13 protein-coding genes are annotated in these 13,454 nt (G+C 60.8%); 8 read left to right on the top strand and 5 right to left on the bottom strand.

Annotation, left to right across the window (positions count from 1 at the left end; translation table 11 throughout):
- Positions 1–19: 19 nt before the first annotated feature.
- Entirely contained in the window at positions 20–217 is a 198-nt protein-coding gene (locus ACNA0I_RS16400) for a hypothetical protein (protein WP_415807065.1), read from the bottom strand.
- A gap of 278 nt (positions 218–495) precedes the next feature.
- On the opposite strand from ACNA0I_RS16400, the gene ACNA0I_RS16395 reads away from it, so the two are divergent.
- A complete protein-coding gene (locus ACNA0I_RS16395) occupies positions 496–819 on the top strand; it encodes a virulence factor (RefSeq protein WP_415807064.1) in 324 nt (107 codons plus the stop codon).
- A 214-nt stretch (positions 820–1,033) separates the two neighbouring features.
- Here ACNA0I_RS16395 and ACNA0I_RS16390 read toward each other — a convergent pair whose 3' ends face one another.
- From ACNA0I_RS16390 to ACNA0I_RS16375, 4 genes are all read right to left on the bottom strand, one after another.
- Entirely contained in the window at positions 1,034–1,282 is a 249-nt protein-coding gene (locus tag ACNA0I_RS16390; protein WP_415807063.1) for a hypothetical protein, read from the bottom strand.
- Between the two features lie 200 nt (positions 1,283–1,482).
- Positions 1,483–2,634 (bottom strand): HPP family protein, encoded by a 1,152-nt coding sequence (locus tag ACNA0I_RS16385; RefSeq protein ID WP_460478309.1) that lies wholly within the window; start codon positions 2,632–2,634, stop codon positions 1,483–1,485.
- 195 nt (positions 2,635–2,829) lie between these two features.
- Positions 2,830–4,179, bottom strand: coding sequence for a serine--tRNA ligase (serS, locus tag ACNA0I_RS16380; RefSeq protein WP_415807061.1), 1,350 nt, complete (start codon positions 4,177–4,179; stop codon positions 2,830–2,832).
- Between the two features lie 140 nt (positions 4,180–4,319).
- Positions 4,320–5,657, bottom strand: coding sequence for a replication-associated recombination protein A (locus ACNA0I_RS16375; RefSeq protein WP_415807060.1), 1,338 nt, complete (start codon positions 5,655–5,657; stop codon positions 4,320–4,322).
- Positions 5,658–5,840: 183 nt separating this feature from the next.
- Here ACNA0I_RS16375 and ACNA0I_RS16370 point away from each other — a divergent pair, with 183 nt between their 5' ends.
- From ACNA0I_RS16370 to ACNA0I_RS16340, 7 genes are read left to right on the top strand one after another with little or no spacing between them, the layout of a single operon-like run.
- Complete coding sequence (locus tag ACNA0I_RS16370) at positions 5,841–7,109, top strand: amino acid deaminase (protein WP_415807059.1); 1,269 nt, start codon at positions 5,841–5,843, stop codon at positions 7,107–7,109.
- Between the two features lie 40 nt (positions 7,110–7,149).
- The gene (locus ACNA0I_RS16365; protein ID WP_415807058.1) at positions 7,150–8,709 is read left to right on the top strand and encodes an ABC transporter substrate-binding protein; all 1,560 of its coding nucleotides are present in this window, start codon (positions 7,150–7,152) and stop codon (positions 8,707–8,709) included.
- 30 nt (positions 8,710–8,739) lie between these two features.
- A complete protein-coding gene (locus ACNA0I_RS16360) occupies positions 8,740–9,681 on the top strand; it encodes an ABC transporter permease (protein WP_415807056.1) in 942 nt (313 codons plus the stop codon).
- Between the two features lies 1 nt (position 9,682).
- Complete coding sequence (locus ACNA0I_RS16355; RefSeq protein ID WP_415807055.1) at positions 9,683–10,552, top strand: ABC transporter permease; 870 nt, start codon at positions 9,683–9,685, stop codon at positions 10,550–10,552.
- A 3-nt stretch (positions 10,553–10,555) separates the two neighbouring features.
- Positions 10,556–11,563 carry an ABC transporter ATP-binding protein gene (locus tag ACNA0I_RS16350; RefSeq protein WP_415807054.1) on the top strand — a complete coding sequence of 336 codons (1,008 nt, stop codon included), beginning with the start codon at positions 10,556–10,558 and terminating at the stop codon, positions 11,561–11,563.
- The gene (locus tag ACNA0I_RS16345; protein ID WP_415807053.1) at positions 11,560–12,543 is read left to right on the top strand and encodes an ABC transporter ATP-binding protein; all 984 of its coding nucleotides are present in this window, start codon (positions 11,560–11,562) and stop codon (positions 12,541–12,543) included. Before ACNA0I_RS16350 ends, ACNA0I_RS16345 begins: the two co-directional genes overlap by 4 nt.
- Positions 12,540–13,448, top strand: a complete 909-nt coding sequence (locus ACNA0I_RS16340; RefSeq protein ID WP_415807052.1) for a MurR/RpiR family transcriptional regulator — start codon at positions 12,540–12,542, stop codon at positions 13,446–13,448. Before ACNA0I_RS16345 ends, ACNA0I_RS16340 begins: the two co-directional genes overlap by 4 nt.
- Positions 13,449–13,454 lie beyond the last annotated feature (6 nt).

Genomic DNA, 13,454 nt, shown 5'->3' with positions numbered 1-13,454 from the left:
GATGGCCGCCCTGGTCCCATTACAAGACTGGGGGCTCAATCCAGAAAAACCGCTCGCCTTGCTGGATCATGTCGGCAACGCCCTGAGCTTGCAGTCTATAGTCCGTTCCCATCAGGGTTGCGCCTCCGTCGTCATGGATATGAATGACGGCAAGGGGATCGCTCTCCATGGTGTACCAGTAGTAGCCGGGCTTGAGATCGTGGGTTTTCGTTTCCATGAGTCCAGTATATCGACAAACCTTGGTGTTTAAATGTAACGACAGCGTCTGAGCGCCAGTTTACCAAGGAAATTTCAGTCAATTACAGCGGGCTGCCCCGCCCTGCTGAGATGACTCAAGTCTTCGCGCTGCAACGCATCAATTTTGCTGTTGAGCAGAACCGGCCTGTAGCGGATTGTCGCTATTGCAGCACGTTCGTTCACGTTCTGGATGAGGAAAAACCCGAAAATAGGGCCGTCCTATCAACTCGGCTGCTTCCAGCAGCAAGGCAGGTGCATATGAAGAAGTGGTTTATTGCCGGTATCAGCGCTGCGGGGCTGCTGATGTCGAGCGCCGCCATGGCACGCGTCGATATTGGCGTCTCTATCGGTTTGCCGGGCATCATTTACCCTGCGCCGGTGTATGTGGCGCCGCAACCGGTCTACGTCGAACCCCGGCCCGTGTATTACGACCCGCCAGTGGTCTATCGGGCGCCGCGTTATGTTCGCCCGGCACCGGTTTATTACTACGGAGACGGCCACCGCCACTGGCGCGGCAAGCATGGGCACAAATGGAAGGGCCACGGTCGCCACCACCACCGTCATCGTCATTACGACGATTGATTTCTCGGCTACAACCTCTGCAGTACATAGGGCGGCATGTCAATGCCGCCCTTTTTTATTGGCTGGCAAGCGGGTTGCCCACAAATCAAACGGTTATTGATCTGCTGCGCGTCGCCGCGCGGACGAATTATTTGCTCAGCTGGCCGCTTGATCACTGACGGGCACAGGCTTGCTGGGCATGCGCCGCGGGGTGCTGGGCGCACGCCACCAGCCGTTATGCGGACGCGTGCGCGAACTCTGGTTCACCATTGAATCTCACTCCATTGATGCCCTCGAAGACCTGCAGGCTGCCCTGCTCGGCTTCGGTGCGGGTTGAGAACGGCGACTGACCCGGTACAGGCCAGCTTTTTTCGGGAGCAGTGCCTCCAACGCGGCGAGTCCAGACTCGCACTTTGAAGCCTAGTTCATCGTCTTCGACGACATCACAACGCACCCGAAAATCACCGATCATCCTCGAACTCATCTCTATTTACCCCCTTCAATCGTTGACAGCAATTTCCCGTTTGGACGGGCGGTGCATATTGTGCCTCAAAGATGCGGCCCTATTTTACGCACACACATTTGCTGACATCAAAGATCAGAGAATGAGTGGAAGGATACTGAGGCAACACGACAGAAATATGGCAACCGGCCGGGAAATTCGTGCAGCCGACACGCTGGCAGCTAGATTGCGATGTGAGTGGGCCGGATGACCGAAGACTCCGCTGAGGGCGAGCTCAGCGGCAAGCCCAGGTTGTCCAGATAGCTATCATGAACCAACTGCGCTGGCGTTACCACGCCGCGCAGCGTGCCCAGGCCATCAATCACTGGCACGCAGTGCGCAGAGGAGCCCAGGACTTTCGGCGCGGCAACAGACAAAAGGGTCTGGGGCGTAACCGTCGGCGCGTCGGTGGACAACACCTCACGCAGCGGCGTTCCCAGTCCGGCAGCCCCAGGCCAAAGCGCCCAGCCACCCCGGCCCGACGAACGTGCCCTCAATAACAGATCGACTAGCGTCACCATTCCCTGATAACGCCCTGCTCCGTCGGTCACCGGCAGTCCTGGAACGTCGAGACGCTTCAGTACCTTCCAGGCTTGACGCATAGTGGTGGTTGGCCGCAAGGTCGCCACGGCAGGCACCATCACATCACTGCAACGTACGCTTTTGGTACGGCGTTCGTGAGCGCGAGCGACTGCCTCGCGCAGCACCAGGTAGATGTCCTCGGAATCGACCGAGAGCAACTCGTCCCGCTCGTCCAGGATTTCCTCGATATCCTGGCGCATGAAACCCGCCCACTCGTCCTCTACGGCAGCCTCATCGTCCTTGCGAGACAACACGTGCGGGTAATGATGGCGAGTGATCCCGTGATAGAACAACGCGCAGATCAGGATGATGCACGAATTCAGCAGCACTGGTTCGAGCACAAAGGCGTACCCGGCCGAATGCACCGCACTATCGCCCAGCACCGCCGTCAATGCGACCGCGCCCGACGGCGGATGCACACAACGCAACAAGAACATGAATGCGATAGACACGGCGACAGCCACCGATGCCGCCATCAGTGGATCTGGCAACCATTTCGCGGCGGTGACACCCACCAGAGCCGCCACCAGATTGCCGCCGATCAAAGACCAAGGCTGCGCCAAGGGGCTGGATGGCACGGCAAACAACAGGACGGCCGAGGCCCCCATGGGCGCGATCAAGAGAAAATGCTGCCCTGAATGGCCGAAGGCACTCGACAGCACGCCGGTGACGGTCAGCCCCAACAAAGCTCCTGCGCAGGCCCGGATACGCTCTCGCCCATGGACGTGTAATGGTTGAGGCCAGAAACGCATCAACCAGGAATAAAGCGAAGTTTTTATCGCGACCATGACGGCGGGGAGAAGACAGGAACAAGAACGCTCGCGCGCGCCGGCCGCGAGGAACGCCATGAGGGCCCGGACGACGCGACTTTCATTTGGGATGCAGACCGGACCTGCGTGACAGGGCCGGTGCTGCGCGCCATGGCAGCCCTGGCCCTATCGGCGATATCAAGGTTGCAAAATCGTCAAACCACCCATGTAGGGTTGCAGGACTTTCGGCACGACGATGCTGCCATCGGCCTGCTGGTGATTTTCCAGTACTGCCACCAGGGCGCGGCCCACCGCCAACCCAGAGCCGTTGAGCGTGTGCAGATACTCGGGCTTGCCTTGGCCGACGCGGAAACGCGCTTGCATGCGACGCGCCTGGAAGGTTTCGCAATTCGAGACCGAGGAAATTTCACGCCAGGTATTTTGAGCGGGCAGCCAGACTTCGAGGTCAAAGGTCTTTGCCGCACCAAAGCCCATGTCACCGGTGCACAACAGCACGACGCGATACGGCAGCTCGAGCAATTGCAGCACATGCTCGGCATGCCCCACCATCTCGTCCAGGGCCTCGTAAGACATATCGGGATGCGTGATCTGCACCATTTCGACTTTGTCGAACTGATGCTGGCGGATCATGCCGCGTGTATCGCGACCGCCGCTGCCGGCCTCGGAACGGAAACACGGCGTATGGGCTGTCAGGCGAATGGGCAGGTCGGCGCCCGCGACAATGGTATCGCGCACCGAGCTGGTCAGCGTGATTTCCGAGGTAGAGATCAGGTATTGGTCTTCGCGGGTGACCTCATTGCCGCGATCGTCCAGGACCTTGGGATCATCGTCTTCGCCGCCTTTGGAGACAAAGAACATGTCATCCTTGAATTTGGGCAATTGGCCGGTGCCAAACAGCGTGGAGCTATTCACGATGTACGGGGTATAGCACTCGGTGTAGCCATGCTGCTCGGTCTGGAGGTCCAGCATGAACTGGGCCAAGGCACGATGCAGGCGTGCGATCGGGCCACGCATGAACGAAAAACGGGCGCCGGAAAGTTTCGCCGCCAGATCGAAATCCAGGCCGAGCGGCTCGCCCAGTGCAACGTGATCCTTAGGCTCGAACGCCAGGGGCTGAGGATTACCATCGGCAGCGGGCTGATCAGGCAGCCAACGGCGCACTTCGACGTTATCGTCGGACGAGGCCCCAGTGGGCACGCTCGCGTGCGGCAAGTTGGGAATCGACATCAGCAACTCGTTGAGCGACTGCTGCACGGTGGCGAGGTCGTCTTCGAGTTGCTTTAACTGACCGGGAATCGCTTGCGACTCTGCCAGCACGGCCGAGGCATCCTGGCCTTGCGATTTGAGCTGACCGATCTGTTTGGCCAAGGCGTTGCGGCGTGCCTGCAAGGATTCCGTTTCCGTCTGGACGGCCTTGCGGCGAGACTCCAGCTCATTGAACCGTTGCGTGTCGAATTCGACGCCACGGGTTTTGAGGCGGTCTACGACGGTTTGCAGGTCTTTACGCAGCAGGATCGGGTCTAGCATGGGAGGCAGGAGTCAGGTTAATGAAATACGGTGGCATGAAGGCCACCGATACGGTTCCAAAGGCGCTTTGGAATGAGAAATATCAATTTCGCGGCGAAGCGCTAAAGCCGATTCGCGGCAAACCCCTGGATTTTAGCCTTTTATTTCTTGCCGGCTTCTTCATCCAGCTTTCTCAGGAAAGCCAGCTTTTCGGCAATTTTGATTTCCAGGCCTCGGGGCACCGGCCGATACCAGCGCGGCTCGCCGATCCCTTCGGGGAAATACGTTTCCCCGGCGGCATAGGCGTTGGGCTCGTCATGGGCGTAGCGATAGGCGTGGCCATAGCCGAGTTCTTTCATGAGCTTGGTCGGTGCGTTGCGTAAATGCACGGGCACCTCGCGGCTCTTGTCCTGTTTTACAAAGGCCCTGGCCTGGTTGTAGGCGTTATAGCCCGCGTTGCTCTTGGCCGCGACGGCCAGATAAATCACTGCCTGGCCGAGCGCCAGTTCACCCTCGGGGCTGCCCAGCCGTTCGTAGGTCAATGCGGCGTCATTGGCGATCTGCATCGCACGCGGGTCTGCCAGGCCGATGTCCTCCCACGCCATGCGCACGAGCCGGCGGGACAGATAGCGCGGATCGCCCCCGCCATCGAGCATGCGCGACAACCAGTACAGGGCTGCATCGGGGTCTGATCCTCGCACCGATTTATGCAGCGCGCTGATCTGGTCGTAGAACGCATCGCCGCCCTTGTCAAAGCGGCGCAAGTTCTGCGATAGGGAAATTTCCAGCCAAGCCGCATCGATCTCGTCGCGGCCCGCAGCCTGGGCGGACTCCGCCACCACTTCTACGGCGCTGATCAGCCGCCGCGCGTCGCCATCGGCCCACGCCGCGAGCTGCTCGCGGGCATCGGGCTGAATATGAATCCGGGCAGCGTCATCGCGCCCCTCGTTCAAGGCGTCGATGGCGCGATCGATGAGCTGCTGTAGCTCCTCGGCATTGAGCGATTGCAGCACATAGACACGTGCCCGCGATAACAGGGCCGAGTTCACCTCGAAAGAAGGATTTTCCGTTGTCGCGCCGATGAACGTGAATAGACCGCTTTCCACATAGGGCAAAAACGCATCCTGCTGAGCTTTGTTAAACCGGTGGACCTCATCGACAAACAAGATCGTACGGCGGCCCTGCCCTTGAGCAATCTGCGCGGTGACGACTGCATCACGGATGTCTTTCACGCCCCCCAATACGGCGGAGATCGCGATGAACTGGGCATCGAAGCCGTCCGCCATCAAACGCGCCAGTGTGGTCTTGCCGACTCCAGGCGGCCCCCAAAAAATCATGGAATGCGGGCGGCCGGACTCGAAAGCCACGCGCAGCGGCTTGTCTGGCCCCAACAGGTGCGACTGCCCGACAACGTCGGACAGCGTACGCGGCCGCAACCGCTCGGCCAGCGGAACATAGGGTCTGTGGGCGGGATCGGTGGCGAACAGATCGGTGCTCATGACGAAATCACGACAGGCCGCTACGCGGCCAAAACGAGCATTACACCACGCCTGCCGCCTGAGGCCGGATAGTGCCAGTTTCGCCCATGGCTACGGGAAACTCCCAACTGCCCTATGTAAATTATTTTCATAATAATGTTCTCACAGAACATTTTTTGGTAATTTTTTTCATAACTCCTCGCCATGTCCTCTTCTCTCCCTCTCGTATCCTTGGATAACGACGGCAAAGGCCTCGGCGCTTTTTCGCCTGACTGGCCAGCCAATCGCGTCAAAGCGCTGGACTGGAACTTGTTGCGCGAGGACGTGAGCCTGCCGGTGGCGGTGCTGTACGAGGCACGCATGCAGCACAATCTGGCGTGGATGCAACGCTTCATGAAGGCCTACCAGGTCAAGTTGGCGCCGCACGGCAAGACGACCATGAGCCCGGTTTTGTTTCATCGGCAGCTCAATGAAGGCGCCTGGGGCATCACGTTGGCCACGGCGCCGCAAGTCCGTGCCGCATATCATCACGGCGTGCGGCGCGTACTGATGGCCAACCAATTGATTGGCCGAGCCAACATGGCAATAGTCGCGGAACTGCTACGCGACCCGACGTTCACCTATTACTGTCTGCTCGACTCGCCCGCCAACGCCGCCCAATTGGGGAGCTATTTTGCAGAACAGGGCCTGCGTCTGCCGGTCCTGATTGAATTGGGTGTCCAGGGCGGGCGCACCGGTGTGCGCAACGAGGAACAGTTGCAAGCGCTGTTGTCGGAACTGGCGCGCTGGCCCCAGGCGCTGGCCTTGGCGGGAATCGAGGTCTATGAGGGCGTGCTGACCGATGAGGATGCCATCCGTGCCTTCTTGCGCCGCGCCGTCGATACGCTGCGCACGCTGGCAACACATGCCCATTTGCGCCAAGACGGACCCGCAATATTGACGGGCGCGGGCTCGGCCTGGTTCGACGTCGTGGCAGACGAATTTACGGGACTCGATATTGGGGTGCCGCTCGATATTGTGCTGCGTCCTGGCTGTTACCTGTCGCATGACGTCGGTATCTATCGCAATGCGGCCGAGCGCATTGCAGCCCATAACCCGGTGGCACGGCGACTGGAGCCTGGTCTGCTCCCTGCCCTGCAAGTCTGGGCTTATGTGCAGTCCATACCCGAACCCGGGCGCGCCATCGTGGCGATGGGCAAACGCGACGCGGCCTTCGATGCCGGGCTGCCGACACCCGCCATGCACTACCGGCCAGGAACCGCGGTGCCGCTACCCGCGCCGGGCCACTGGAGGCTACGCGCCATGATGGACCAGCACGCATTCCTAGACATCAACGCCGACGACGACCTGCAAGTGGGCGACATGATCGCCTTTGATATTTCGCATCCCTGCCTGACTTTCGATAAATGGCGGCAGATATTGCTGATCGATGAGCAGTACCAAATCACAGGCGTGGCGCCTACCTATTTCTGAACGCCACGACGAGATGCAGACCCTCACTGGAGACAGACTCATGAACTTCTGTACGTTGCAGCGTCGCGACAAGCTGCGAGTCCTGCTGGCCGCCTGCACGATCGGCTTGTCAGCCATCTCGATCCCGGCGCTGGGCGCCACCCCGGTCAAAGGCGGCACCGCCGTGATTGCCACGATCGGCGAACCACCCACGCTGGATCCGATGGCCAGTACGGCCGATCTGGTCGGGATCCTGACGCAGCACATTTTCGAAACGCTATATACGTTCGATGCCAAGTGGAACATCACCCCGCTGCTGGCCGAAACGCTGCCGCAAATCAGTGAGGACGGCCTGACCTACACGATTGCCTTGCGCAAGGGCATTGCCTTTCACGACGGATCGGCCATGGACTCTGCCGATGTCGTGGCATCGCTCAAGCGTTGGACGCAGACGGCCTCGCGCGGCAAGCAGGCGGCTGCACTCATCTCCGCCATCGAAGCGCCCGATGCGAATACGGTCCGTATCGTCCTGAAGCAACCCTATGCCCCGTTGACCGCACTGCTGGCCATGAACAACAGTGCTGCGGCCGTTATGCCCCAAGAGAAGCTCGCCACGCCGTTGAAGGAATTCATCGGTACTGGCCCTTATCAACTGAAGGCACGCGTGCCCGATCAGTACATCCAGCTGGTGCGCTACGACGGTTATCAGTCGCGCACGGGCGAGCCCGATGGCTATGGCGGCGCACGCAAGCAGTATCTGGAAGAGATCCGCTTCGCGCCAGTCAGCAATGCCAACACTCGAATCGAGAGCGCCGCGGCGGGGCAGTACGACTACGTCGATTCGTTGTCGGTCGAATCGATCGGCAAACTGAAGGACAGCCGTTCAGAGCCCGCGTTGCTCAAGCCGTTCGGCTGGCCGCGCCTGGTACTCAATACACGGCAAGGCATCATGGCCAGCCTGCCGGCACGCCAGGCCGTGCAGCGCGCCCTGAACGAAGAAGACATGTTGTACGCCGCCTTCGGCAACAAGGAGTTTTATGCTTTGAACGCCGACCTCTATCCAAAGGGCTATCCATGGGCCACGGATCTGGGCAAGCAGGTCTACAACCTGGGGGATGCGGCGGGCGCCAAAAAACTGCTGGACGAGGCTGGGGTCCAAGACCGCACTTTGCGCATTCTGACCAGCCAGCAATATGAGTTCCATTACAAGATGGCGCTGGTGGCCGCCGAGTATCTGAAGGCAGCCGGATTCAAGGTGGATATGCAGGTCGTGGACTGGGCCACTCTGACGCAACGCCGCCAGGACCCGGCGCTATGGGATATTTTCATCACGCACAGCCCGTTCCTGCCAGAGCCGGCGCTGATCGACTTTCCGTCGAAAGACGCGCCAGGCTGGTGGAATACGCCGCGCCGCAATCAGGTGCTGGACGCCTTTAATCAGGCCTCCACGCCGGAAGAACGTATCAAACGCTGGGCAGACGTGCAAAAGGCGGTATTGGACGAAGTGCCGTTCATCAAGGTAGGCGACTTCAACGCATTAGCGGCAAAATCGCCGGCGCTCCAAGGTGTCCAACCCACCCCTTGGCCATACTTCTGGAACGCCTGGAAAACCGTCAAGTAATACGACTGTCGAAACACCGAGGATACGATTGTGTGGCGTTACTTGTTGAACCGCTTGGTGGGGCTGGTGGCCGTGATGTTCATCGTCGCGACCATCGTCTTCGTGATCCTGCGCATCACGCCTGGCGATCCAGCCGCCGTGATGCTGGGCCCTCAGGCTACCCAGCAGGACATCGATTCCCTGCGAGACCGGTTGGGCCTGAATGAACCCTTGCCCATGCAATACGCCACGTGGTTGGGGCAACTGGCGCGCGGCGACCTGGGACAGTCGATTTTTCTGGACAAGCCAGTGTTGTCCGCGCTGGCCGATCGCGCCGAGCCGACGTTCTGGCTGACGTTGATGTCGCTGGCCATCGCCACCGTTATCGCCCTGCCGGTAGGCATCCTGTCGGCCGTGCGGCGGGGATCGACACTCGATCAATCGGTCGTGACGTTTTCCATGTTTGCATCTAGTGTGCCCAGTTTCTGGTTGGGGCTGCTGCTGATGCAGATCTTCTCAGTCAAGCTGGGCTGGTTACCCGTGGCGGGATATGGCGGACCAGACGCCAGCGTCGCGACACGGCTGTCGCACTTGATATTGCCAGCAGTGGTGCTGGGTCTGGTGAACTCCGCGCTGATTACACGATTCATCCGCGCCAGCATGTTGGATGTGCTGCGCGATGACTATGTGCGCACGGCACGCGCCAAAGGCCTGCCAGAACGCAAAGTCATCCTGAAGCACGCCGTGCGCAACGCGTTGATTCCTATCCTCACGGTGCTGGGTTTGACCACGGCCCTGCTGGTCAGCGGTGCGGTCGTGACCGAGACGGTCTTTGGCCTGCCTGGCGTGGGCAGCCTGGTGGTGTCGGCGGTGCTGCGGCGTGACTACCCCGTGATCCAAGGCGCATTGCTGGTCATCGCCGCCATCTATGTGTTGATCAATCTATTCATCGACTTGCTGTATCTGCTAGTCGATCCGCGAGTGCGTTACTGATATGGCCATTGCAATCCAATCCGTAGCCGGCGCCGAACGCTGGCAGATGCTGCGTCTGCTGGTGGCGCGCAAGACGGTGTTGATCAGCCTGATGGTGCTGGCAGTGCTGGTGCTGGCGGCATTGCTGGCGCCGTGGATCAGCCCATTTGATCCGTACAAACTGTCCATCATGAATCGTTTGCAGGCACCCGGTGCCTCGCATTGGTTCGGCACCGACGACTTCGGGCGCGATGTGCTCAGCCGCGTCATCTATGGCGGGCGAATGTCGTTGATGGTGGGATTCCTGGTGGTGTTGCTGTCCAGCGCGCTGGGCATTGCATTGGGCTTGGTGGCCGGCTTTTTTCGCGGCGCCGACAAAGTGGTGTCGCGCGTCATCGACGCCCTGATGGCCTTTCCCGATATTCTGCTGGCGATTGCGCTAGTCGCGGCCCTCGGGCCTTCGTTGCTGAACGTGGTTATCGCACTGAGCATCGTGTATGCGCCGCGCCTGGCCCGTATCGTGCGGGCATCCACGCTGGTGATCCGCGAGCTGCCTTTCGTCGAGGCCGCCCGCGCGCTGGGCGTACCGACGTGGCGCATCGTGACAGTGCATGTATTGCGCAACCTGGTCTCACCCATCCTGGTGCAGGGCACATTCATTTTTGCATATGCCATTCTGGCCGAGGCGGGTCTGTCATTCCTGGGCGTAGGCGTATCGCCCGATATCCCGACCTGGGGCACCATGATCAGCGCCGGTCAGCAGTACATGGGTTCGGCCGACTGGATCATGGTATTCCCGGGTATCGCCATCGTATTGTCGGTGCTGTCGTTGCAATTGGTCGGCGACGGCTTGCGGGATGTAATGGACCCCCGTCTGCGCAAGGAGCTGTAGGGCATGACTGCGAGTCAACGAGACATCATTCTGGCCGTGGATGGGTTAAAGACCTGGTTCCACAGCCGCGACGGCATCGCCAAATCGGTCGATGGCGTCAGCTTCGAACTCGCGCGCGGCGAGACGCTGGCGATCGTGGGCGAATCGGGATCGGGTAAGTCCGTCACCAGCCTGTCGATCATGGGCTTGCTACCCAAGCCCGCCGGACGGATCGAAGCCGGCAGTATCCGGTTTCGCGACCGCCGCGGCATCGAGCACGATCTGGCAACGGCGTCGCCCGCCACGCTGCGCCGCCTGCGTGGGGCGGAGATCGCGATGATCTTCCAGGAACCCATGACCAGCTTGAATCCGTTGTATACGGTAGGCGACCAAATTGCGGAGGCCGTACGGCAGCACGAGGGCGGCTCGTATGCTGCCGCGCTGCAACGCGCACGAGAGATGCTCGAACGCGTCGAGATTCCAGCCGCGGACCGCCGCATCCATGAATACCCACATCAAATGTCAGGCGGGATGCGCCAACGTGTAATGATTGCATTGGCACTGGCCTGCAACCCCTCGGTGCTGATCGCTGATGAACCCACGACGGCTCTGGACGTCACGGTGCAGGCGCAAATCCTCGACCTGTTGCGCCGGCTGCAGGCCGAGTCGGGCATGAGCATCCTGTTTGTGACGCACAACCTGGGCGTCGTGGCCGAGATCGCGCATCGCGTAGCGGTGATGTACACCGGCCGCGTCGTCGAGGATGCGGGTGTACATGAACTTTTTGATCGTCCCACACATCCCTACACGCGCGGCCTTCTGTCATGCATTCCCACTGCCGCATTGCTGGCGTCACGTCAACGCTTGCAACCGATCCCCGGCAACGTGCCCAGCATACTTGCCTTGCCGTCCGGCTGTACATTCGCACCACGCTGCGCGCTGGCCGACACCGACTGTACGCGCGCCATACCCGAATTGGCGGTGGTGCGCGACGCGCACCTGGCCCGCTGTATCAAGGTAACGCCGCAATGACAACCACCATATCCGCTAACCCATTACTGCGTGTACAAGGCCTGACGGTGCACTTTCCCACCGGGGCGGCGCGCCGCGAACAGGTGGTGCGTGCCGTCGAGGACGTCAGCTTCGACGTACCGCGCCGATCCATCGTCGGACTAGTGGGAGAATCCGGTTCGGGCAAAACGACGACAGGCCGTGCGCTGCTGCGCTTGTTCGCGCCGACGGCCGGCCGCATCCTGTTCGATGGCACCGACATCACCAACCTGAATGAAAGCCGCATGCTGCCCTGGCGCCGCCGCATGCAGATCGTATTTCAAGATCCCTATGCCAGCCTGAACCCGCGCATGACCGTGGCCGAGATACTGGGCGAAGCGCTCGATACGCACGGCCTGGCGCAAACACGGCGCGACGCCCGTATCGGCGAACTGCTGGAACGAGTGGGCCTGAACACCGAACAGCGCCGACGCTATCCACACGAGTTTTCAGGCGGACAGCGCCAGCGCATCGGCATTGCCCGAGCGCTCGCGGTCGAACCCGATTTCATCGTGGCCGACGAGCCTGTCTCGGCGCTCGACGTGTCGGTTCAAGCCCAAGTGCTGAATCTGCTGCAGGATCTGCAACGCGACCTGGGTCTGACCATGCTATTCGTCGCGCATGACCTGGCGGTCGTCGACTATCTGTGCGATGAAGTCGTCGTGATGTACCTGGGCCGCGTCATGGAGCGCGGACCTACCCGGCGCGTCTATGATGCGCCGCGCCACCCCTATACCCAGGCGCTGCTGTCCGCAGCACCCGTACCAGACCCGCGCGCCGCGCGCTCGCGCATCCTGCTCAAGGGCGAGATTCCCAGTCCAGTGAATCCGCCATCAGGCTGCGTCTTTCGTACCCGCTGCCCTTATGCCGCCGAAATCTGTGCCAGCGCCGTACCGTCGCCTCGCGACCTCGGCGACGGACATCATGCCGCCTGTGTACGTTTGGACGAGATCACCTCATGACCCTTTCAGCTTTCCCGGGCGCCGGAACCTCCGACCTGCCCACCCCACGCGATATCGTCTATCAGATACGCAGTCGCCGCGACGGTCTGAGTGCCACTGAACGCAAGGTGGCCGACGCGATCCTGGACGACGTCGCCGCGGCTGCGGCCGCGACGGTTGACCAGCTCGCGCACAAGGCCGGCGTCAGCATCGCCACCATTTCACGATTCGCCCGCTCGATCGGCTGTGACGACACACGCGACCTGAAACTGAAACTCGCGCAGGCAAGCGCTGTGGGCGAACGCTTCCTGGACCCGTCCGCACCTGAGGAAAGCACATTCTATGCGCGGCTGTATGCCGACATCGAAGCCACCTTGCGTGAACACTTGCCCCTGTTTTCGGAATCGCTGTTTGAACAGGCCGCCGGTATCGTGCGCGATGCGCGCATGACCTATGTATTCGGTATGGGCGGCGCCTCGGCGGTGCTGTCGCAAGAACTGCAATCGCGCCTGGTGCGGCTGGGATATGCGGTGGCCGCATACAGCGACGCCGTGCTGATGCGCATGGTGGCTGCGACGCTGGACGAACGCGATGTCGTTGTGGCCCTGTCCACCTCCGGCCTCACGCCGGAGATTCTGGCTAGTGCACGCATCGTCAAACAGTATGGTGCACGCATGGTGGTGCTGACGGATCCAACTTCGCCGTTGGCCGAATTAGCCGACGTGGTGCTGCCTATCCGCACGGCCGAGACGGATTTCATCTACAAACCCTCATCGTCACGCTACGCCATACTGCTAGCCATCGATATCCTGGCTACCGAGCTGGCGCTTGCCCGTCAAGAGGCCACCCAGGAGCGGTTGCGACGCATCAAGCTGGCGCTGGACGAGTATCGCGGCGGCCCCAACCGTTTACCCCTGGGGGATTGATCCGTG

Source organism: Bordetella muralis, assembly GCF_965139205.1.
Lineage (GTDB): Bacteria > Pseudomonadota > Gammaproteobacteria > Burkholderiales > Burkholderiaceae_B > Bordetella_A > Bordetella_A muralis.
The sequence above is the reverse complement of the archived record's forward strand: the minus strand, read 5'-3'. Positions and strand labels throughout refer to the sequence as shown.